We start from the raw sequence: 21804 nt of genomic DNA, 5'->3' as shown, positions 1-21804 counted from the left end.
CAGGAAATTGCTTCGGCCCCCGCCACTGGTGAATCCCCGACCGAGCCCACCCATGCCCACAGCCCCCATCCCCCGCCTGGAACTGCGCGCCATCAGCAAGCGCTACCCGGGCTGCCTGGCCAACGACCGCGTCGACCTGAGCATCCTCCCCGGCGAGATCCACGCCCTGCTCGGCGAGAACGGCGCCGGCAAGAGCACCCTGATGAAGATCATCTACGGCGTCACCCGCCCGGACAGCGGCGAACTGCTCTGGGACGGCCGCGCGGTGAGCGTGAAGGACCCGGCCCAGGCCCGCGCCCTGGGCATCGGCATGGTGTTCCAGCACTTCTCGCTGTTCGAGACGCTGAGCGTGGCGGAGAACATCGCCCTGGCCCTGGGCGCCGCTGCCGGCACCCCGCGGCAGCTGGCGCCGCGCATCCGCGAGGTGTCGCGGCGCTACGGCATGCCGCTGGAGCCGGAGCGCCTGGTGCACGGGCTGTCCATCGGCGAGCGGCAGCGGGTGGAGATCGTCCGCTGCCTGATGCAGGACATCCGCCTGCTGATCCTCGACGAGCCGACCTCGGTGCTCACCCCGCAGGAGGCCGAGGAGCTGTTCGCCGTGCTCCGGCGCCTGGCCGCCGAGGGCTGCAGCATCCTGTTCATCAGCCACAAGCTGGGCGAGGTGCGCGCGCTCTGCGAACGCGCCACGGTGCTGCGCGGCGGGCGCGTTTCCGGCGACTGCGCGCCGGCGCAGTGCTCGGACCTGGAGCTGGCGCGCCTGATGGTCGGCGACGCCGAGGGCCTGGCCGCGCGCTATCCCAAGGCGCGCGGCGGCGAGCCGCTGCTGCAGCTGAGCGGCCTGCACTGGCGCAGCGCCGACCCCTTCGGCGTGTCCTTCGCCGGGCTCGACCTGGAGGTGCGCGCCGGCGAGATCGTCGGCATCGCCGGGGTCGCCGGCAACGGCCAGGACGAACTGCTCGCCCTGCTCAGCGGCGAGCAGCGCCTGCCGCGGGCGCACGCCGAGCAGTTGCGCATGGCCGGCGAGCCCGCCGCCCACCTGCCCCCGGATGCCCGCCGCGCCCGCGGCCTGGCCTTCGTCCCGGCCGAGCGCCTGGGCCATGGCGCGGTGCCGGAGCTGAGCCTGGCCGACAACGCCCTGCTCACCGGCTTCCAGCAGGGCCTGGTGCGTCACGGCCTGGTGCGCCAGGGCAAGGTGCGCGCCTTCGCCGAGGCGATCATCCAGCGCTTCGCGGTGAAGGCCACGGGCACCCAGGCCGTGGCCCGCAGCCTGTCCGGCGGCAACCTGCAGAAGTTCATCCTCGGCCGCGAGATTCTCCAGCAGCCGCGCCTGCTGGTGGCGGCGCACCCGACCTGGGGCGTGGACGTCGGCGCCGGCGCGGTTATCCACAGGGCGCTGATCGCCCTGCGCGACGCCGGCGCGGCCATCCTGGTGGTGTCCGAGGACCTCGACGAGCTGTTCCTGCTCAGCGACCGCATCGGCGCGCTCTGCGCCGGCCGGCTGTCGCCGCTGGTGGACACCGCCGCCACCGATCCCCTCGCCGTCGGCCGCTGGATGGCCGGGCAGTTCGACCACGCCGCCTGAGGAGCCGAACATGCTGTTTTCCCTGGAACCACGCGGCCAGCAGTCGCGCCTGATGCTGCTGGTCTCGCCGCTGCTGGCCGGCCTGCTCACCCTGCTGTGCGGCGCGGCGCTGTTCGCCGCCCTCGGCCACCCGCCGTTGGCCACCCTGCACACCCTGCTGATCGAGCCGGTGCAGGACTGGTACGGCGTCGGCGAGCTGCTGGTGAAGGCCACGCCCATCCTGCTCTGCGCCCTGGGCCTGGCGCTGGCCTACCAGGCGCGCATCTGGAACATCGGCGCCGAGGGCCAACTACTCATGGGCGCCCTGGCCGGCAGCGCCATGGCCCTGCAGCTGCTGGGCTGGGAGAGCCGCTGGGCGCTGGCCTGGACGCTGCTCGCCGGGGTCGCCGGCGGCGCCGCCTGGGCGGGCCTGGTGGCCTGGCTGCGCACGCGCTTCAACGCCAACGAAATCCTCACCAGCATCATGCTCAACTACATCGCCCTGAACCTGCTGCTGTTCTGCGTGCACGGCCCGCTGAAGGACCCGCAGGGCTTCAACTTCCCGCAGTCGGCGATGTTCGCCGAGTCGGCCCTGCTGCCGGCGCTGTTCGATGGCAGCCGCGTGCACCTGGGCGCGCTCTTCGCCCTGCTGGCGCTGGTGGCGGTGTGGGTGCTGGCGCAGCGCAGCTTCGTCGGCTTCCAGATCCGGGTGCTGGGTCTGGACCGCCGCGCCGCCGGCTTCGTCGGCTTTCGCGAGACGCGTCTGGTGTGGCTGGCGCTGCTGCTGTCCGGGGCGCTGGCCGGGTTGTCCGGCGTCTGCGAGGTGACCGGGCCGATCGGTCAGTTGGTGCCGCAGGTGTCCCCCGGCTACGGCTACGCGGCCATCACCGTGGCCTTCCTCGGCCGCCTGAACCCGCTCGGCATCCTCTTCGCCAGCCTGCTGATGGCGCTGCTCTACCTGGGCGGCGAGACGGCGCAGATGAGCCTGAACCTGCCGCTGGCGCTGACCGGGCTGTTCCAGGGAATGATGCTGTTCTTCCTGCTGGCCTGCGATGTGTTGATCGGTTATCGGCCGCGCTTCGCGCGGGGCTTCAGGCTGCAGGCTACAGGCCTCAGGCGGAGCGCTGCGGTGTGATTTTTTGAATGGAGCGGGCCTGCCTGCTCCGGATTTGAGGCACTGGGTTGCCGCGTTCGCGGGAATGACGGGTTGGAGAGGGACGCGTAATCCCACTCCCGTCATCCCCGCGAACGCGGGGATCCAGAAACGCTGTAGGAGGCCCCGCAGCGGGGTCTGTTCGCGAGCAAGCTCGCTCCTACAGGGATTGAATTGAGGGGAAATGATGGACATCGATCTACTGAACAACGTGCTCTACGCCATGGTCCGCACCGGCACGCCGTTGCTGCTGGTGGCTCTGGGCGAGTTGGTGTGCGAGAAGTCCGGGGTGCTCAACCTCGGCCAGGAAGGGATGATGCTGTTCGGCGCGGTGGTCGGCTTCATGGCCGCCTTCGCCAGCGGCAGCCTGTGGCTGGGGGTGTTGCTGGCGGTGCTCGCCGGGGTGCTGCTGGCCAGCCTGTTCGCCGCCGTGGCCCTGGGCCTGAACGCCAACCAGGTGGCTTGCGGCCTGGCGATGACCATCTTCGGCGTGGGGCTGTCGTCCTTCGTCGGGGCGGCCTGGGTGGGCAAGCCGCTGGCGGGCTTCGCGCCCATCGCCGTGCCTGGGCTGGCCGGCCTGCCGCTGGTCGGGAAGATGCTCTTCGCCCAGGATGCGCTGGTCTACCTGACGTTCGCGCTGTTCGCCGGCGTCGCCTGGCTGCTGCTGAAAAGCCGCGCCGGGCTGGTGCTCCAGGCGGTCGGCGAGAACCCCGACGCGGCCGCCGCCATGGGCCTGCCGGTGGTGCGCGTGCGCACCATGGCGGTGCTTTTCGGCGGCGCCATGGCCGGCCTGGCCGGGGCCTACCTGTCCCTGGCCTACACCCCGATGTGGGCCGAGAACATGAGCGCGGGCCGCGGCTGGATTGCCCTGGCGCTGGTGGTGTTCGCCAGCTGGCGGGTGTTCCGGGTGCTGCTCGGCGCCTGGCTGTTCGGCCTGGCGAGCATCCTGCATCTGGTTGCCCAGGGCGTCGGCCTGAGCATCCCGGCCAACCTGCTGGCGATGCTGCCCTACGTGGCCACTATCGTGGTCCTGGTGCTGCTCTCCCGCGATGGGTTGCGCACCCGCCTGTTCGCCCCGGTGTCGCTGGGGCAGCCGTGGAAGGCCGGGCACTGAGGGCTGTCACGAGGTGGTCGTGTCGGTTGTGCAGGATGGAGGATGGCATCGCTCATCGATAGCGATGCTCTTCCTTTTATAAGTCCGCTGATAGAGAAAGCCAATTTATTTGATGGCCTAAATCAATGGGCCATCCGGGCTAATAGCGGATAATCTTGCCCACGTCGAATTTCATAACCAATTCGATCAACCCATCTCTACGAGGAATGCCGAATGAACCTGATCAACACCCAAGTCCAACCGTTCAAGGTCAACGCCTTCCACAACGGCAAGTTCATCGAAGTCACCGAGCAGTCCCTGAAGGGCAAGTGGTCGGTCCTGATCTTCATGCCGGCAGCCTTCACCTTCAACTGCCCGACCGAGATCGAAGACGCCGCCAACAACTACGCCGCCTTCCGCGACGCTGGCACCGAAGTCTACATCGTCACCACCGACACCCACTTCTCCCACAAGGTCTGGCACGAAACCTCCCCGGCCGTGGGCAAGGCCCAGTTCCCGCTGATCGGCGACCCGACCCACCAACTGACCAACGCTTTCGGCGTGCACATCCCGGAAGAAGGCCTGGCCCTGCGCGGCACCTTCGTGATCAACCCGGAAGGCGTGATCAAGACCGTCGAAATCCACAGCAACGAGATCGCTCGTGACGTCGGCGAGACCCTGCGCAAGCTGAAAGCCGCCCAGTACACCGCCGCTCACCCGGGCGAAGTCTGCCCGGCCAAGTGGAAAGAAGGCGAGAAGACCCTGGCCCCGTCCCTGGACCTGGTCGGCAAGATCTAAAAACGGCCGGGAGGCTGTTGCGCAGCGCTGATGCTGCGTTGCGACCAGGCGCGGGCTTGTCATTTACAGCTCGTAAACTCCGCGCCCGCGCCTGGTCGCGCCTTGCCTGAGCGCTTGCTCACGACGTCTCCCAATCCGTTTTGCGCAATACCCCAAGGGTGCCGCCGGCACCCTTCCTACCCAAGCCCAAAGCGTGCCGTAGGGCGGGCCAGCGTGCCTGCCGGGGAACCCTTTTGCCCGAATTTCGTAGGAGCTGAATTCATGTTGGACGCCAATCTTAAGACCCAGTTGAAGGCCTACCTGGAAAAGGTCACCCAGCCGTTCGAGATAGTCGCGTCCCTCGATGACAGCGACAAATCCCGCGAGCTGAGCGAACTGCTGCACGACATCGTCGGCCTGACCGACAAGATCACCCTGCGCGAAGACGGCGGCGACGAACGCAAGCCGTCCTTCTCGCTGAACCGCCCGGGGGCGGACATCGGCCTGCGTTTCGCCGGTATCCCCATGGGCCACGAGTTCACTTCCCTGGTGCTGGCCCTGCTGCAGGTCGGCGGCCACCCGTCCAAGCTCGAGCCCGAAGTCATCGAGCAGGTCAAGGGCATCCAGGGCAGGTTCGAGTTCGAAACCTACTTCTCGCTGTCCTGCCAGAACTGCCCGGACGTGGTCCAGGCGCTGAACCTGATGGCGGTGCTCAACCCCAACATCCGCCACGTCGCCATCGACGGCGCGCTGTTCCAGGACGAGGTGGAAAAGCGCCAGGTCATGTCGGTGCCGAGCATCTACCTGAACGGCGAAGTCTTCGGCGCGGGCCGCATGGGCGTGGAAGAAATCCTCGCCAAGATCGACACCGGCGCCGCCGCTCGCGAAGCCGAGAAGCTGGCCGCCAAGGAAGCCTTCGACGTGCTGGTGGTGGGCGGTGGCCCGGCTGGCGCCTCGGCGGCCATCTACGCCGCGCGTAAGGGCATCCGCACCGGCGTCGCCGCCGAGCGCTTCGGCGGCCAGGTGCTGGACACCATGGCCATCGAGAACTTCATCTCGGTGAAGGAGACCGAAGGCCCGAAACTGGCCCGCGCGCTGGAAGAGCACGTGAAGCAGTACGAGGTCGACATCATGAACCTGCAGCGCGCCAGCGCGCTGGTCCCGGCGAAGAACGCCGGCGAGCTGCACGAAGTGAAGTTCGAGGGCGGCGGCAGCCTCAAGGCCAAGACCGTGATCCTCGCCACCGGCGCCCGCTGGCGCGAGATGGGCGTGCCCGGCGAGCAGGAATACAAGGCCAAGGGCGTGTGCTTCTGCCCGCACTGCGACGGCCCGCTGTTCAAGGGCAAGCGCGTGGCGGTGATCGGCGGCGGCAACTCCGGCGTCGAGGCGGCCATCGACCTGGCCGGCATCGTCGCCCACGTGACCCTGCTGGAATTCGACAGCAAGCTGCGCGCCGACGCCGTGCTGCAACGCAAGCTGTACAGCCTGCCCAACGTGGACGTGATCACCAGCGCGCTGACCAGCGAAGTGAAGGGCGACGGCCAGAAGGTCACCGGCCTGGTCTACAAGGACCGCAACTCGGAAGAGTTCAAGTCGGTGGAGCTGGAAGGCATCTTCGTGCAGATCGGCCTGCTGCCGAACACCGAGTGGCTCAAGGGCAGCGTCGAGCTGACCCCGCGCGGCGAGATCATCGTCGATGCGCGCGGCGAGACTTCGCTGCCGGGTATCTTCGCTGCTGGTGATGTGACCACGGTGCCGTACAAGCAGATCGTGATTGCGGTGGGTGAGGGGGCGAAGGCTTCGTTGTCGGCCTTCGATCACCTGATCCGTAGTTCTGCGCCGGCTTGATGGGCTAGTGCTGGTGAAGGCGCCCGGTTCACTTGAGTGAGCTGGGCGTTTTTCTTTGTGGGTGTTTTGCTTAGGGTCGATGGTGTTCGGGGGTGAGTTGTGTTCCCTCTCCCCAGCCCTCTCCCTGAAGGGAGAGGGGGCTAGTCCGTGCCGAGAGATGGAAGGGTTTCAGCCGGACACCTCCGGCGTCGCCGGCTGACTCTAAAACACCCAGCCCTGCCCAACGGTCCCCTCTCCCTTCAGGGAGAGGCTTAGGGAGAGGGCAGCGGTATCCCCACCACACCAGCAACCACCGGCGAACACCTTCTCCTCGTAGGAGCGAGCTTGCTCGCGAACGGCTTGGCACCGGGCCCCGACAGGTTCGCGAGCAAGCTCGCTCCTACGAAAAGCCTCCAGCCTCAAGCCCGTAATCTTCAAAGAATCGGCGAAACCACCCGCGGTGTTGCCGGCTGACTCTAAAACACCCAGCCCTGCCCAACGGTCCCCTCTCCCTTCAGGGAGAGGGTTAGGGAGAGGGCAGCGGCATCCCCGCCACACCAGAAACCACCGGCGAACACCTTCTCCTCGTAGGAGCGAGCTTGCTCGCGAACGGCTTGGCACTGGGCCCCGCCAGGTTCGCGAGCAAGCTCGCTCCTACGAAAAGCCTCCAGCCTCAAGCCTCCAGCCCGTAATCTTCAAAGAATCGGCGAAACCAACCGCGCCACCCGCATCCCCAACTGCTGCAACTGCCCGCTGCGCTCCGTGCCCAGCTCCACCGCCTGCTCGAAATCCGCCAGCAGCATGCTCTCCACGTCGCGGGCGAAGGCTTCGTCCACCGTCACCAGCATGATCTCGAAGTTCAGCCGGAACGAGCGGTTGTCCAGGTTGGCGCTGCCCACCGCGGCGCAGTCGTGGTCCACCAGCACCACCTTCTGGTGCAGGAAGCCCGGCTGGTAGCGGTACACCTTCACCCCGGCGCGCACCGCGTCCTGGGCGTAGAGGCTGGAGGCGGCGTAGACGGTGCGGTGGTCCGGGCGCGAGGGCAGCAGGATGCGCACGTCCACGCCGCGCAGCGCGGCCAGGCGCAGGGCCGAGCTGACCGCCTCGTCGGGGATGAAGTACGGGGTGGTTATCCACACCCTTTCGCTGGCCGCGTTGATCATCTCGACGAAGAACAGCGAGCAGGTTTCCTGCTTGTCCGCCGGGCCGCTGGCCAGCACCTGGCAGATCACCCCCTGCTCGTCGTAGCTGTCCGGCAGCAGCAGGGTGGGCAGGGCGTGGGTGGCCCAGAACCAGTCCTCGGCGAAGCACTCCTGCAGGCAGGCCACGGCCGGGCCGCGCAGTTCCACGTGGGTGTCGCGCCAGGGCGACAGCGGCGGCTTCTCGCCCAGGTACTCGACGCCGACGTTGTGCCCGCCGACGAAGCCGCGCAGGCCGTCGACCACCACCACCTTGCGGTGGTTGCGGAAGTTCAGCTGGAAGCGGTTGATCGCGCCGTGGCCGGTGCTGAAGGCCTGCACCTGCACGCCGCCGACGCGCAGGCGCTCGACGTAGCGCCCGGGCAGACCGTGGCTGCCGATGGCGTCGTAGAGCAGGAAGACTTCCACGCCGTTGGCCGCGCGCTCCAGCAGCAGCTGCGCCAGGCGCTGGCCGAGGGCGTCGTCGCGGACGATGAAGAACTGCACCAGCACCACCTGCCTGGCCTGGGCGATGGCCTCGAAGATGGCGTCGAAGGTGGCCTTGCCGTTGACCAGCAGGCGCACGTGGTTGTTCGCCAGGGTTGGCATGCGCGCCAGCGCGGACAGCGCCTTGAGCGCCTTGTAGTTCTCCGACTGGCTCGCCGTCAGGGCTTCCTCCACCCAGGGCCGCCAGTCCAGCTCGGCGGCGGCCAGGTGCATCTCCTCGTTGGCCTGGCGCCGCGCGCCGATGTAGGCGTCGAAGCGGCTGCGGCCGAACACCAGGTAGGGCAGCAGGGTGAGCAGCGGCATGAACACCAGGGAAATGGCCCAGGCGATGGCGCCCTGCGCGGTGCGCACGGTGAGCACCGCGTGGACGGCGGCGACCACGCCGAGGATCTGGATGGCCACCAGGAAATGGGCGATGTAGGCGGAGTAATGCATGCGCGCGAACGAGTCCTTCTGCCGTGCGTGTTCCCGCAGCTTAGCCTCGCTCGGGGGGCCGCGGCCATCCCGGCAGTTCGCCACGCCAGGTTTCGTAGGCCTTGCCCAGGCGCAGCACGGCCACGTCGGCGAAGCGCGGGCCGACGATCTGCAGGCCGATGGGCATGCCGGCGGCGGTGAAACCGCAGTTGATCGACAGCGCCGGCTGCTCGGACATGTTCCAGGGCACGGTGAAGCAGATGTGCTCGAAGGGCAGCGCCGGGTCGTTGGTGGGCGAGGCCCACTCGGCGGGGAAGGCGGCCACCTGGTTGGTCGGGCTGAGCAGGCAGTCGATGCCGTGGAACTGCTCGGCGGCGCGCTTGCGCATCTCGAAGGTCTGGTTGAAGCCGCGCACCGCCTGCACCCCGGAGACCTGCGCGCCGCCTTCGGCCCACTGGTAGATGTAGGGCAGCACCTGCACCCGGCGCTCGGCGGGCAGCGTCTCGATCTCGGCCCACAGGCGCGCGCGCCAGAACAGGTCCAGGCCGTCGAGCAGCCCGCGGTCGAGGATCGGCTGCACTTCGATGATCTGCGCGCCGGCCTCGGCGAAGCGTTGCGCGGCGGCCTCCACCGCGCGGCGCACTTCCGGCTCGGGCTGCAGGCCGCAGCCGGGGTCCAGTTGCAGGCCGATGCGCAGGCCACGCACTTCGGCCGGGCGGATGTTCCAGTCCAGCTCGGCCGGCGGCAGGCTGGTGGCGTCGCGCCAGTCGGCGCGCGACAGGTGCTTCATCAGCAGCGCGGTGTCGTCCAGGCTGCGCGTCATGGGCCCGGCGCAGCGCCCGGTGTAGTAGGGGTCGATGGGAATCCGCCCGAGGCTCGGCTTGAAGCCCACCAGGCCGCACCAGGCGGCCGGCAGGCGCACCGAGCCGCCGATGTCGGTGCCCACGTGCAATGGGCCGTAGCCGGCGGCAGCGGCCGCCGCGGCGCCGGCGCTGGAGCCGCCGGGGTTCATCGCCAGGTTCCAGGGGTTGCGCGCCAGCTTGTGGAAGCTGGACAGGCCGGAGGAGAGCATGCCGAAGTCCGGCACCGTGGTCTTGGCCAGCAGGATGGCCCCGGCCTCGCGCAGCCGCGCGGTGGGCGGGGCGTCCCGGGTGGCGGGCAGCAGCGGCACGGCGGCGCTGCCTTGGGGAATCGGGTCGCCGACACTGGCGATGAGTTCCTTGATGGTCACCGGCACGCCATCCAGTTCGCCGCGCGGCTCGCCTTTCAGCCAGCGCGCCTCGGCCTCCCGCGCCTCGCCCAGGGCGCGTTCCGGGGCATAGGCGTAGAGCGCGCAGAGGTGCGGCTCCCAGCGTTCGATGTGGGCGAGCAGGTGCTGCAGGTATTCCACGGGGGACAGCTGGCGCGAACGGTACAGGGCCAGTAGCTGGACGGCAGTGAGATCGTGCAGCGCGGTCATGGGGGACTCCGGCGGGGGGCCATGGCACAACCCTAGCCTATTGCGGGGGTGGGCAGCGGCGTAGGGCGGATAACGCTCCGCGTTATCCGCCGTTTGGCCTTGGTCGTCGAACGGGGTGGTTCAACCGGGCAGCGGGCTAGGTGATTTGGGAGAAGCCGGTGGTTTGGGGTGTTCTGGCCCACCCGTTGCCCTCTCCCCAGCCCTCTCCCTGAAGGGAGAGGGGGCTAGACCGTGCCGAGAGGAGGAAGGGTTTCAGCCGGTAATCTCTGTGCTAGCCGGCTAACGCCGAAACATCAGCGCACTCCGAACGGTCCCCTCTCCCTTCAGGGAGAGGGTTAGGGAGAGGGCGCTCTTCAGGGGAAGCCCCGAAGCCCCGGCAGAACACTGTTCGCGAGCAAGCTCGCTCCTACGAAAAGCAAAGAGCAAAGAGCGCGAACGAGTGCGACTCAGGGCCGCGGCACCAACGCCGGCAACAGCTGCCGCGAAATCGCCTCGCGCACCGCCGGCAGCAGCGTCGCGTTGCCGCCCAGCATCTCCTCCACCAGCCGGCGCAGGGCCATGGAGCGTTCGGGAGTGAGGGCGCGCACCGCGTATTCGCAGGCCTGTTCCGCGGTGACGTCCGGCGGAACGGCAAAGCCCAGCGCCTGCAGGCGTTCGCGGAAATCGTCCTGGTCGATCAGGTCGGCGTGCATCATCGCGGAGTCCTCCGTGAGGTTGGGCTTCCCCGGATTCTCGGAACAGCGCCGGCCGGGCGCAAGCACCCGGCCGACGGAGTGTCCTTCACAGGCAAGAGCAGGTCGTTTTCCGACCGGGACGGCCCGCGACCGGCTTTAGTTCAGGCCCAGCTTGCCGCGCATGGTCGAAAGGTCTTCCGCCAGGGTGTTGACCGGCCCGGCCAGGGCCTTGCGGTCCTTGGCGCTGAGCTTGTCGTAGGTCTGGTAGCCGCCCTCCTTGGTCTTGTACTTGGCGAGGATGCCGTCGACCGTGGCGAAGTTCTTCTCCACCTTGGCGACGAAGGCCGGGTCCTGCTTGGCCAGTTGCGGGCGGAACAGCTCGACGATCTTCTTGGCGCCGTCGACGTTGCCCTGGAAGTCGTACAGGTCGGTGTGGCTGTAGCGGTCTTCCTCGCCGCTGACCTTGGTCGCGGCCACTTCTTCCATCAGCGCGGCGGCGCCGCCGACCACCTTCTCCGGCGGGAAGGGCAGGCCTTCCACGCGCTTGCGCAGCTCGTGCACGTCGGCCATCAGCTTGTCGGCCAGCGGGCCGAGGCCCTCGGTGCTGTTCTTGGTGAACAGGCCGTACTCGATGCGGTGGAAGCCGGTGAAGTCCGGGGCGTCGACCTTTTTCTCGTGGTCGTCCTCGCGGGAGTCGATGGCGCTGTCCAGGTCGCTGAACAGCTCGGCCACCGGTTCGATCGACTCATAGAACACGCGGGTCGGCGCGTAGAGCTTCTTCGCCGTGGCCAGGTCGCCCTGCTTCACCGCGTCGGTGAACTGCTGGGTGCGCTTGACCAGCTCGTCGAGGTTGTCGGTGACGTAGAGCTTGTAGTCGGCGATGGGGCCGACCAGGTCCAGCGGCGAGCCGGTGACGGCGAAGGTGGCCAGCGGCGCGGCGAGCAGGCCGAGGCTGAACAGCAGGGCGAGGGAGGTGCGTTTCATGTCCGATGGCTCCAGTGCGTTGTCGTTGTTCAGGCCAGCAGGCTGCGGCCGAGGAAGTCGTCCGGCCCGGTGACCCCGGGCAGGACGAAGAAGTAGCCGCCGCCTTGCGGCTTCAGGTATTCCTCCAGCGGCTCGCCGTTCAGGCGCGTCTGCACGGCGATGAAGCCGCGCGCCAGGTCCGCCTGGTAGCAGATGAACAGCAGGCCCATGTCCAGCTGGCCGTTGCTGGCCGCGCCGTTGGAGTAGTTGAACGGCCGGCGCAGGATGAGGTTGGCCTGGCTCTGCGCGGTGCGCGGGTTGGCCAGGCGGATGTGGGCGTCCAGCGGCGTGCGCTTGCCCTCGGCGTCGCGGGCATAGTCCGGCACGTCGGTTTCCACCCGGCCGTCGTGGGGCGCGCCGCTGGCCTTGATCCGGCCGATGATGCTTTCCTGCTCCTGCAGCGGGGTGCGGTCCCAGCGTTCGACGAAGTTGCGGATGATGCGCACCGCCTGGTAGCTGCCGCCCGCCGCCCAGGCCGGCTCGCCGCTGCCGGGCTGCACCCAGACGATGCGGCGCATGGCCGCCTCGTCGCTGGAGTCGGGGTTGGCCGAGCCGTCGCGGAAGCCCAGGAAATTGCGCGCGCTCTCGGTGGTCTGGCCGGGGCGGCTGGGCTGCACCGGCACGCTGCCTTCCTGCTTCCAGCGCACCAGCAGCAGGTCCGGGGTGTTCTTCACGATGTCGCGCAGGGCGTGGATGTTGGTGTCCGGGGTGTTGGCGCAGAACTGCAGGCACAGGTCGCCGTGGCAGCGCGCCGGGTCCAGGGCGTCGTTGGGGAAGCCGGCCATGGGTTGCAGGTGGCGTGGCTTGCGCGCGGCCAGGCCGAAGCGCTCGTCGAACAGCGAGTCGCCCACCGAGACGGTGACGGTCAGGTTGTCCGGGATCACCACCGGGCCGAGGATGCCCGAGTCCAGCGGCGGCAGCTTGGGGTCGACCTGCTGCACCGCTCCGCCGGCCATGAGGAAGCGGATGCGCTCGTCGAGCACCCGGAACAGCCGCTCCAGGCCGGCGCGGTCGCTGGCCAGCACGTCGAAGGCGACGATCATCCCGGCCGCCGGGCGCGGCGTGACGATGCCCGGCTGGTGGCGGCCGAACCAGGCGTTGCGCTCCTGGGTGCGTTCGCTGGCCGGCGCGTGGGTGACGGCCGCGGTGTCGGCTGCCCGCGCCGGGCCCGCCAGGCTGGCGCCGGCCAGGGCCACGCCGGCGGCGCCGAGGCCGAGCAGCACGCGGCGGCGTTGGGCGTTGGCGGGGCTGTCGTCGTTACTGTGCATCGGTACTTCCTCGGATCAGGGTTGGGCCAGGCCCAGGGCCGGCGCCACGGCGTCCAGCGCCTCGGCCAGGCGGGCGGCCGCGGCGGCCAGCTGCTGGCGCTGGGCGGCCGTGATCTGGTCGTAGGGCTTGCCGGCCAGTTGCGCGAGGCCGGTGTCGAGCGCCGCGGCGGCGGCGTCCAGGCGCGCGGGCAGTTCGGCGGCCTTGCGTTGCAGCAGCGGGCGCAGCAGGTCGATGACCTTGCGCGCGCCCTCCAGGTTGGCGGCGAAGCCGGCCAGGTCGCTGTGGCTGTAGCGTTCCTCGTCGCCGTTCACGCGTTGCTCGGCCAGGTTGCGCAGCAGCCGCGCGGTGTTGCCGGAGAGCTGTTCTGGCGGCAGCGACTGGGCCATGAGGGCGTCCTTCAGGGCGGCGACGTCGGCCTGCAGTTGCGTGGCGACCGGCGCCAGGCCGGCGGTCGAGTCCTGGGCGAACAGGCCGTACTCGATGCGGTGGAAGCCGCCGAAGGCCGGGTCCTGCTCGCGCTGTTCGAAGGCGTCGGCGCGCGGGGCGATGCGGTTGTCCAGCTCGGCCAGGCGCTGGGCGCTGGCGGCGATGCGCTGGTAGGCGGCGCGGCCTTCCAGGTAGTGCGTGCGCGCGGCGCCGAGGTCGTTGGCCGCCAGGGCCTGACTCAGGGCCTCCAGGGCGCGTTGCAACTGGCGCAACTGGCCGGCCAGGTAGACGCGGTATTCGGCCAGCGGGGCGACGAAGTCCAGCAGCGGCGAGCGCGCCTGCTGGGCGGCGCTGGCGGCCGCGCTGGGGGTGACGTGCAGGCTGCCGTGGGGGTTGCTGAGCAGGCCGCAGGTGACCTGGTAGTCGCCGGGGGCGAGGTAGGCCGAGAGCGACTGGCTCATGCCCGGGGCGATGTTCTCGCGTTCCTCCACCACCATCACGCCGTCGAGGATTTCCCACTCCACCGCGCGGTCGGAGCGGTTGAGGATGCGGAAGCGCGCCTGCCCGGCCGGCACGCTCAGGGCGTTGGGTTGGCAGCCGTGGGGCAGCACCGTGACCTGTACTTCGTCGTTTTCCAGCTTGGCCTGGTGGGCATGGCGCGCGGCGTAGTAGAAGGCCGCCGCGGCGAGCACGGCCAGGGCCGCCGAGGCCGCCACCGCGGCGTTGAGCAGCAGGCGGCGGGCGCCCACCGGCGGCTGGGGTTCCGGCAGGCTCATTCGGCGGTGCTCCGGGCAGGGGCCGCGGGGCGCGGCGGCAGGAAGAACAGCGTCAGGCTCAGCGCCAGGTAGGCCAGCCAGGCGCCGAGGGTGCTCAGGGTGGGGCTCTGCTGGTAGCCGAACAGCCCGGCCAGCAGCGAGCCCAGGGCGCCGTCCTCGGGCAGGCTGGCGCCGCTGTCCCACAGGGGTGCCTGCAGCAGGTTCCAGACCCCGGCCTCGTGCAGCGAGCGCACCGCGTTGGCGAGGATGCCGGCGGCCACCACCAGGATGAACAGCCCGGTCCAGCGGAAGAAGCGCGCCAGGTTCAGGCGCACGCCGCCGCTGTAGATGCCGTAGCCCAGGGCCACCGCCAGCGCCAGGCCGAGCAGCGCCCCCAGCGGCGCCCCGGGGCCCTCGCTCTGCTGGAACACGGCGAGCAGGAAGAACACCGTCTCCAGGCCCTCGCGGGCCACGGCGAGGAACACCATGGCGATCAGCGCATAACCCTGGTGGCGGGAGTGGAAGGCCTGGTCCAGTGCGGCCTGCAGCTCGCCCTTGATGGAGCGCGCCATCTTGCGCATCCAGAACACCATGGAGGTGAGGATGGCCACCGCGGCCAGGCCCACCAGGGCCTCGAACAGTTCCTGCTGCTTCTGCGGGAACTCGGCGCTGGCCAGCTCCAGCCCGGCGCCGACGAACAGCGCCAGGGCGGCGGCGAGGAACACCCCGATCCACACCGCCGGCATCCAGTGCGCGCGCCCGGTGCGGCGCAGGTAACTGGCGATGATGCCGACGATGAGCGCGGCCTCCATGCCCTCGCGGAGCATGATCAGGAAGGGGACCAGCATGGTTTCACCTGGGGCAGGGCCGCGCGGCGCGGGGATCGGCGGCGGCTGAGAATGCAAACAAGAAGGATTCTCGATGTCGTCGCCTTAAGGATTGCTTAAGGGGCCGTGCCTAGTTTCGTTGCCTGTCCGCGGCGGATACGCGCACGTCGTTTTCGGCAAACCCGAAGTTGGCGAAGCAGCCACACTGGAGCCATACCGCTGCGGTCGATACCGAAGTAGGTGCTTGTCACACTGGGAGCCTTGACGGCTCGCTTTCGTCCCCTGTCGCGCGTCGGGCGCGGCGGGGGATTTTTTTGTTGTTCGCCCTGGCTGGCTTTTCGTAGGAGCGAGCTTGCTCGCGAACCAGGTCTCCCGGTGGTACTGGCGCGCTGGGTTGACTCCGCTCCCTCTCCCCAACCCTCTCCCTGAAGGGAGAGGGGGCTTGTCCGTGCCGAGAGAAGTGATGGTTTCAGCCGGAAACCTTCGGTGTTGCCGGCTGACTCCAGAACATCAGCATCTGCCCAACGGTCCCCTCTCCCTTCAGGGAGAGGGTTAGGGAGAGGGCGTTCTTCAGGATATGCACCGAACCTGACCAGCAGAACGCCATTCGCGAGCAAGCTCGCTCCTACGAAAAGCGGAAAAGCGGAAAAGCGGAAAAGCGGAAAAGCGCCTGCGCTCAATCCAGACGGCGGGCCAGCGCCTCGAACAGCGCCTCATACAACCTGTCCACTTCCGGCAGTTCCCGCGCCCGCAGGCAGCCGTGGACCAACCCCGGACCGGGAAAATAGTCCACCTCCACCCCATCCCTGCGCAGCCGCTCGGCGTAGCGCCGCCCGTCATCCCGCAACGGATCGAACTCGGCCACACCCACGAACGCCGGCGCCAACCCAGCGAAATCATGGGCACGCAAAGGCAAGGCAAGAGGCCGATGCCGTTGCAATGGATCAGGCAAATAGGCATCGATGCACACCCGCATGTCAGCGGCGGACAACAACGGCGCATCCGCACACTCGACTCGCGAATCCGTAGCCTCGTCACCCAGGGCCGGATAGACCAGCACCTGGACCCGCGGCTGCGCCTCGCCCGCATCGCGCAGGGCCAGGCACAGGGCGGCGGCCAGGTTGCCGCCGGCGCTGTCGCCGGCCACCGCCAGGCGGGTGCGGTCGAGGGGTTCGTCCAGCGCGCCGTCGCACAGGGCGCGCCAGGCTGCCAGGCTGTCCTGCAGGGCGGCGGGGAAGGGGTGTTCCGGGGCCAGCCGGTAGTCCACCGCCACCACCAGCAGTCCCAGGCGGGCGGCCAGTTCGGCGCAGAAGAGGGCGTGGGAGTCGAGGTCACCGAGCATCCAGCCGCCGCCGTGGAGGAACAGCAACGCCGCCCAGCCCGTTGCCGGCGGTGTGCCCGCCGGACGGAACAGGCGCAGTGGCGGCAGGCCGGCCAGGGCCAGGTCGCTCACCCGCAGGCCCGGCGGGCGCGGTGGGGTGAAGGCGGCGGCCATGCGCGAGTAGGCCTTGCGCTGTGCCGCCAGTGAGGGATCGGCGCTGACGAAGGCGCGGGTGCGCGCGACGAAGTCCGCCATGCCGGCGGACAGCGGGTACTCGCGCGCCATGTTCAGCCCGGCAGGCCGATCACGCGGCCGACGTGCGCCGGCCGCGGCAGGCCGCGGTGCGCCTCGGCCAGGGCCAGCACGCGCTCCAGCACCACGCCCTCGAAGGGCGCCGAGCGCGGGCCGTCCAGGCTCACGTGCAGCAGCATCTGTTCGCTGGCCGCCAGCGGTTCGTCCTCGCCGGGGCGGTGCAGCGTGTGGTGCACGTGCAGGCGCTTGCGGTCGTGGGCCAGCAGTTGGGTGCGCACTTCCACCGGCTCGCCCTGCTTCACTTCGTGCAGGTAGTTCAGGTGCACCTCCAGGGTGAACAGCGAGTGGCCGCTGGCCTCGCGGCTGGCGCTGTCCAGACCCAGGTGGTCCATCAGGGCGTCGGTGGCGTAGCTGAAGATCAGCAGGTAATAGGCGTCGCGCAGGTGGCCGTTGTAGTCGGTCCACTCGGTCAGTACCGGGGTTTCGTAGGTTTTCAGGGTGGGCATGGGTGCGCTTCCGACAGAGCCCCTCTCCCCAACCCTCTCCCGCAAGCGGGAGAGGGGGCGGTTCGGAGTGGGCGGATAGACAGGGTAGAACCTGATCAGGATTTCGCGAGCTAGAGCAGAACAAGGCAAAAACAGGCGGGGACGCGGAGTTTACTTGCCGTAAATGAGCAGTCACCGCCTGTTTTTAACGCAGTTATGCCGACGCGCAGCAAATCCTGGCAGGTTCTTAGTCGACGAAGGCGAAGCCGTGGCGTGCCTTGGTGTCCTTGATGGCGCCGAGCACTGCCAGCAGGCAGTCGTCGCGGTAGCGTTCCAGCTCGGCGATGCTGCGGTTGCCCTGCTGTTCGCTGGTGCCTTCGACCACCTTGTCGATCAGCGATTCGGTCAGTTCCGGCGCCGGCAGGTAGGTCCAGGGCAGTTGCAGGGCCGGGCCGAACTGGGCCATGAAGTGGCGCATCCCGGCGTTGCCGCCGGCCAGGGTGTAGGTCAGGAAGGTGCCCATGAACGACCAGCGCAGGCCGGCGCCGAAGCGGATGGCGTCGTCGATCTCGCCGGTGCTGGCGACGCCGTCGTTGACCAGGTGCAGGGCTTCGCGCCAGAGCGCTTCGAGCAGGCGGTCGGCGATGAAGCCGGGGACTTCCTTGCGCACGTGCAGCGGGCGCATGCTCAGGCTGCGGTACACCGCGATGGCCGCCTGGATGGCCGCCGGGTCGGTCTTCTCGCCGCCCACCACTTCCACCAGCGGCAGCAGGTACACCGGGTTGAACGGGTGGCCGACCACGCAGCGTTCGGGGTGCGTGGCGTCGGCGTAGAACTCGCTGGGCAGCAGGCCCGAGGTGCTGGAGCCGATCAGCGCGTTGGGCTTGGCGGCGGCGCTGATCTTGGCGTGCAGCTCGCACTTCAGGTCCAGGCGCTCGGGGGCGCTTTCCTGGATGAAGTCGGCGTCGCGCACGCATTCCTCGATGGTGTCGACGAACTTCAGGCGTTCCTGGGACGCGCCGGGCACCAGCCCGGCCTTCTGCAGCGCCGGCCAGGCGTTGGCCACGCGCTGGCGCAGGGCGGCCTCGGCGCCCGGCGCCGGGTCCCAGGCGACCACGTCGAGGCCGTGGGCCAGGGCGCGGGCGATCCAGCCGCTGCCGATGACGCCGCTGCCGAGGGCGGCGAAGGTCTTGATTTCGGTGATGTAGGACATGAAGGGCTCCAGCGGGAAAGGGGGATTGCCTGTAGGAGCGAGCTTGCTCGCGAACCGGGTCCGCTGCGGAGCCGTTCGCGAGCAAGCTCGCTCCTGCGAAAAGCGGGTTTCAGGGGCGGGGCTTGAGGTTCATCTTCTTGCGCCCTTCGGCCGGGGTGAGGGCGCGGCCGCCGAGGCGTTCGATGATCTCGATGGCGCGCTCCACCAGGCTGCCGTTGCTGGCGTGCACGCCGCGGTCCAGCCAGATGTTGTCTTCCAGGCCCACCCGCACGTTGCCGCCCAGCAGCATGGCCTGGGCGACCATGGGCATCTGCGAGCGGCCGATGCCGAAGCCGGCCCAGGTGAGGCCCTCGGGGATGTTGTCGGCCATGGCCTTCATGGTGGTGGTGTCGGCCGGCGCGCCCCACGGGATGCCCAGGCAGATCTGGATCAGCGGGTCTTCCAGCAGGCCTTCCTTGAGCATCTGCTTGGCGAACCACAGGTGGCCGGTGTCGAAGATTTCCAGCTCGGCCTTCACCCCCAGTTCGGTGATGCGCTTGGCGCCGGCGCGCAGCTGGGCCGGGGTGGAGACGTAGATGAAGTCGCCGTCGCCGAAGTTCAGGGTGCCGCAGTCCAGGGTGCAGATTTCCGGCAGCAGCGCCTCGACGTGGGCCAGGCGCTCCAGCGGGCCGACCAGGTCGGTGCCGGCGCCGAATTCCAGGGGCTGCTCGCCCTTGCCGATCTCCAGGTCGCCGCCCATGCCGGCGGTGAGGTTGATGATGACGTCGGTGTCGCTCTCGCGGATGCGCTCCACCACTTCGCGGTAGAGGTTCACGTCGCGGCTGGGCTTGCCGGTCTGCGGGTCGCGCACGTGGCAGTGGGCCACGGTGGCGCCGGCCTTGGCCGCCTCGATGGCGGCGGCGGCGATTTCCTTGGGGGTGACGGGAATGGCCGGGTGCTTGCCGACGGTGTCGCCGGCGCCGGTCACTGCGCAGGTGACTATGACTTCATGGTTCACGGTGGCTGTCCTTTCTTCAGGCATAGGGGTTCCCTGCGCGGCGGGCGGGCCGCGCAAGGGTGGGGCGTGGTTGGTTTACTTGAGGCTGGCGACGAAGGCGGGCTCGGCCGGCTTGCCGTCGAAGGTGGTCACCCCGGCGAGCCAGGCCTTGAGCTGGTCGGGATGGGCCTTGAGCCAGGTGCGGGCGGCGTCCAGCGGCTGGCTGCGGTCGAGGATGGGTTCCATCACCTGGCTGACTTCCTGGCTGCTGAAGCGCAGGTTGTGCAGCAGCTTGGCGACGTTGCCGCACTGCTCCTGGTAGCCGGTGGCAGTCATGATGGAGACGGTGGCGGCGCCTTCGTTGGGGCCGAACACGTCGTCGCTGCCGGTGAGGTATTTCATGTCGATCTGCAGGTTCATCGGGTGCGGTTTCCAGCCGAAGAACACCACCCACTGCTGGCGCTTGATGGCGCGCTTGACCGCGGTGAGCATGCCGGCCTCGCTGGACTCGACGACCTGGAAGCCCTTCAGGCCGAACTTGTCCTTGGCGATCATGTCCGCGGTGATGCGGTTGGAGCCGCTGCCCGGCTCGATCAGGTAGATCTTGTTGTCCAGCTTGTCGCGGAATTTGGCGATGTCGGCGAAGGTCTTCAGGCCGCCGTCGTAGACGTAGGTGGGCACCGCGTAGGTGGACTGCGCGTCGCCCAGGGTGGCCGGGGTGATGACTTCGATCTGCTGCTTGTCCAGGTAGGGCTTGGCCACCGGCTGCATGGTCGGCTGCCAGTAGCCGAGGAAGACGTCGAGCTGCTTGTCGGCCATGCCGGCCAGGATGATCTGCTGCGAGGCGCTGGTCTGCTTGACCTTGTAGCCCAGGCCGTCGAGCAGGGCCTCGGCCACGGCGCTGCTGGCCACCACGTCGGTCCAGTTCACCGAGCCCATGCGCACGTTCTGGCACGACGCCGGCTCGGCGGCCCAGGCGCTGCTGACCAGGGTGAACAGCGCGGCGCAGGCGCCCGCTTTGATCGATAGCTTCATGACTTCTCCTCAAGGCCTTTGCGGCAGTGGTTATCGTTGTTGTGTCATGGCCCCGCGAGGCGGTGGCTGGTGTTCAAATTACGCACAGCCTGCGACGGAAAATCGCACTCCGGCGACCTGCACTTGCACGCTGGCGACCTCGGCCATTGCCAGGGCCGGGCAAATGTTCCATACCAACGGATCGCCGCTCGAATCGCCTGGATGACGCCATGTCGAATGACTTCTGGTTCCTCCTGCTGCCCGGTTTTTCCCTGATGGGGTTCATCTCCGCCGTGGAGCCGCTGCGTGTCGCCAACCGCTTCCGCGGCGGGCTCTACCGCTGGCACCTGCTGAGCGTCGACGGCGGCCCGGTGCTGGCCAGCAGCGGCATGTCGATGAACGCCGACGGCGCCCTGGAGGCCCTGGGCCGCGGCGACACGCTGTTCGTGGTGGCCGGCTTCGACCCGCTGCAGGCTTGCACCCCGGCGCTGCTGCACTGGCTGCGCCGCCTCGACCGCGAAGGCGTGACCCTCGGCGGCATCGACACCGGCAGCTTCGTCCTCGCCGAGGCCGGGCTGCTCGACCGCCATCGCTGCACGCTGCACTGGGAGGCGCTGGACGCCTTCCGGGAGACTTATCCACAGTTGCAGGCGACCCAGGAGCTGTTCGAGATCGACGGCTCGCGCATCACCTCCGCCGGCGGCACGGCGTCCATCGACCTGATGCTCGACCTGATCGCCCGCGCCCAGGGACCGGAGCTGGCGGTGCAGGTTTCCGAGCAATTCGTGGTCGGGCGCATCCGCACCCGCCAGGACCACCAGCGCCTGCAACTGGCGACGCGCTACGGGGTGACCAACAAGAAGCTGATCCAGGTGCTGGGCGAGATGGAAAGGCACACCGAGCCGCCGCTCTCCACCCTGGACCTGGCCGAACGCATCCAGGTCACCCGCCGCCAGCTGGAGCGCCTGTTCCGCCTGCATCTGCATGACACGCCGTCGAACTTCTACCTCGGCTTGCGCCTGGACAAGGCCCGGCAGTTGCTGCGGCAGACGGAGATGAGCGTGCTGGAGGTGGGGCTGGCCTGTGGGTTCGAGTCGCCTTCGTATCTGTCGCGCAGTTATCGGGCCAGGTTCGGAGTTTGTCCGCGGGAGGATCGGGGGGTGTTTGTGGGTGGGGCTTCGGTGGGGGCTTCGAAGAGCCCCTCTCCCCAGCCCTCTCCCTGAAGGGAGAGGGGGCAGTCTGTGCCGAGAGAGGTGATGGTTTCAGCCGGAAACCTTTGGCGCTGCCGGCTGACTCATGTGGTGGTCAAATAATTTCGGACACTTCGATAGGTTGTCTGGGTGGCCTGCGCTCGTAGCGGGTGGGTGGCAGATAGCCCAAGCTGGAGTGCAGACGCACGTTGTTGTAGAAGCCGACGATGTAGTCGGCGATATCGGTCATAGCCTCGGCATGATTGGCGTAGTCACGTTGCCAGACCCGCTCCATTTTCAGGTTCAGGAAGAAGCGTTCCATGACCGCGTTGTCCCAGCAATTTCCCTTGCGGCTCATGCTCAACACCAGGCCATGCCGCCTGAGCAGCGCACGATAAACCTCGCTGGCG

At 68.7% G+C, this 21804-nt stretch carries 19 protein-coding genes; 6 read left to right on the top strand and 13 right to left on the bottom strand.

The features are described from left to right. Positions 1-52 precede the first annotated feature (52 nt). From BM060_RS14715 to ahpF, 5 genes are all read left to right on the top strand, one after another. Complete coding sequence (locus BM060_RS14715; RefSeq protein ID WP_074980732.1) at positions 53-1582, top strand: ABC transporter ATP-binding protein; 1530 nt, start codon at positions 53-55, stop codon at positions 1580-1582. 10 nt (positions 1583-1592) lie between these two features. Next, positions 1593-2696: an ABC transporter permease gene (locus BM060_RS14710; protein ID WP_074980731.1), complete on the top strand. Its 1104-nt coding sequence runs from the start codon at positions 1593-1595 to the stop codon at positions 2694-2696. 205 nt (positions 2697-2901) lie between these two features. Then, the gene (locus BM060_RS14705; RefSeq protein ID WP_074980820.1) at positions 2902-3828 is read left to right on the top strand and encodes an ABC transporter permease; all 927 of its coding nucleotides are present in this window, start codon (positions 2902-2904) and stop codon (positions 3826-3828) included. A 213-nt stretch (positions 3829-4041) separates the two neighbouring features. Then, complete coding sequence (gene ahpC / locus BM060_RS14700; RefSeq protein WP_037016170.1) at positions 4042-4605, top strand: alkyl hydroperoxide reductase subunit C; 564 nt, start codon at positions 4042-4044, stop codon at positions 4603-4605. 261 nt (positions 4606-4866) lie between these two features. Further along, entirely contained in the window at positions 4867-6432 is a 1566-nt protein-coding gene (gene ahpF / locus BM060_RS14695; RefSeq protein ID WP_074980730.1) for an alkyl hydroperoxide reductase subunit F, read from the top strand. 674 nt (positions 6433-7106) lie between these two features. Here the strand turns inward: ahpF and cls are convergent. From cls to choX, 12 genes are all read right to left on the bottom strand, one after another. Then, positions 7107-8531, bottom strand: coding sequence for a cardiolipin synthase (cls, locus tag BM060_RS14690; protein WP_074980729.1), 1425 nt, complete (start codon positions 8529-8531; stop codon positions 7107-7109). 40 nt (positions 8532-8571) lie between these two features. Next, positions 8572-9969 (bottom strand): amidase, encoded by a 1398-nt coding sequence (locus tag BM060_RS14685; RefSeq protein ID WP_074980728.1) that lies wholly within the window; start codon positions 9967-9969, stop codon positions 8572-8574. 446 nt (positions 9970-10415) lie between these two features. Further along, positions 10416-10664 carry a hypothetical protein gene (locus BM060_RS14680; RefSeq protein ID WP_009614343.1) on the bottom strand — a complete coding sequence of 83 codons (249 nt, stop codon included), beginning with the start codon at positions 10662-10664 and terminating at the stop codon, positions 10416-10418. Positions 10665-10799: 135 nt separating this feature from the next. Beyond that, entirely contained in the window at positions 10800-11627 is an 828-nt protein-coding gene (efeO, locus tag BM060_RS14675; RefSeq protein ID WP_074980727.1) for an iron uptake system protein EfeO, read from the bottom strand. A 29-nt stretch (positions 11628-11656) separates the two neighbouring features. Further along, entirely contained in the window at positions 11657-12934 is a 1278-nt protein-coding gene (gene efeB, locus BM060_RS14670) for an iron uptake transporter deferrochelatase/peroxidase subunit (protein ID WP_074980726.1), read from the bottom strand. Positions 12935-12949: 15 nt separating this feature from the next. Next, positions 12950-14137: an iron uptake system protein EfeO gene (efeO, locus tag BM060_RS14665; protein WP_074980725.1), complete on the bottom strand. Its 1188-nt coding sequence runs from the start codon at positions 14135-14137 to the stop codon at positions 12950-12952. After that, positions 14134-14964, bottom strand: coding sequence for an iron uptake transporter permease EfeU (gene efeU / locus BM060_RS14660; RefSeq protein WP_074980724.1), 831 nt, complete (start codon positions 14962-14964; stop codon positions 14134-14136). The genes efeO (BM060_RS14665) and efeU overlap by 4 nt, the downstream gene beginning before the upstream one ends. A gap of 655 nt (positions 14965-15619) precedes the next feature. Further along, complete coding sequence (locus BM060_RS14655; RefSeq protein ID WP_074980723.1) at positions 15620-16549, bottom strand: alpha/beta hydrolase; 930 nt, start codon at positions 16547-16549, stop codon at positions 15620-15622. A 2-nt stretch (positions 16550-16551) separates the two neighbouring features. After that, entirely contained in the window at positions 16552-17022 is a 471-nt protein-coding gene (locus BM060_RS14650; protein WP_074980722.1) for a thioesterase family protein, read from the bottom strand. Between the two features lie 226 nt (positions 17023-17248). Continuing rightward, a complete protein-coding gene (locus BM060_RS14645; RefSeq protein WP_074980721.1) occupies positions 17249-18214 on the bottom strand; it encodes an L-carnitine dehydrogenase in 966 nt (321 codons plus the stop codon). A gap of 109 nt (positions 18215-18323) precedes the next feature. Beyond that, the gene (gene cdhC, locus BM060_RS14640; protein WP_009614330.1) at positions 18324-19211 is read right to left on the bottom strand and encodes a 3-dehydrocarnitine:acetyl-CoA trimethylamine transferase CdhC; all 888 of its coding nucleotides are present in this window, start codon (positions 19209-19211) and stop codon (positions 18324-18326) included. 75 nt (positions 19212-19286) lie between these two features. Next, complete coding sequence (choX, locus tag BM060_RS14635; RefSeq protein WP_074980720.1) at positions 19287-20225, bottom strand: choline ABC transporter substrate-binding protein; 939 nt, start codon at positions 20223-20225, stop codon at positions 19287-19289. A 209-nt stretch (positions 20226-20434) separates the two neighbouring features. Here choX and BM060_RS14630 point away from each other — a divergent pair, with 209 nt between their 5' ends. Next, entirely contained in the window at positions 20435-21427 is a 993-nt protein-coding gene (locus BM060_RS14630; protein WP_074980719.1) for a GlxA family transcriptional regulator, read from the top strand. An 82-nt stretch (positions 21428-21509) separates the two neighbouring features. Here BM060_RS14630 and BM060_RS14625 read toward each other — a convergent pair. Beyond that, positions 21510-21804: integrase core domain-containing protein (locus tag BM060_RS14625; RefSeq protein ID WP_143096592.1), on the bottom strand; the 295-nt coding region annotated here is incomplete at its 5' end.

This window comes from Pseudomonas citronellolis (assembly GCF_900112375.1).
Lineage (GTDB): Bacteria > Pseudomonadota > Gammaproteobacteria > Pseudomonadales > Pseudomonadaceae > Pseudomonas > Pseudomonas citronellolis.
This window is presented reverse-complemented; position numbering and strand designations above follow the sequence as displayed.